Here is a 369-nt window from a genome sequence, read left to right as displayed (position 1 = left end):
TGTTAAACCAGAAACACGTAATAAAGTAAATGAAGTCATTAAAAGGTTAAACTATCGACCTAACGCAGTTGCAAGAGGTCTTGCAAGTAAACGTACAACGACAGTTGGAGTTATAATTCCCGATATTTCAAATGTTTATTATTCTCAACTTGCAAGAGGTTTAGAAGATATTGCAACAATGTACAAATATCACTCAATTATCTCAAACTCAGATAATGATCCAGAAAAAGAAAAAGAAATTTTTAATAATTTATTAAGTAAACAAGTCGATGGTATTATTTTCTTAGGTGGAACTATTTCTGAAGAAATTAAAAGTCTTATTAATCAATCATCTGTACCAGTCGTAGTTTCTGGAACGGATGGTAAGGA

The 369-nt window shown here is 30.9% G+C and carries 1 pseudogene; it reads left to right on the top strand.

The annotated features are described in order from the left end of the window. Positions 1-369: pseudogene (locus tag AC1DIH_RS28240) on the top strand (hypothetical protein); the annotation flags it as partial.

This window comes from Pseudomonas sp. 05N36, assembly GCF_056397385.1.
The sequence above is the reverse complement of the archived record's forward strand: the minus strand, read 5'-3'. Positions and strand labels throughout refer to the sequence as shown.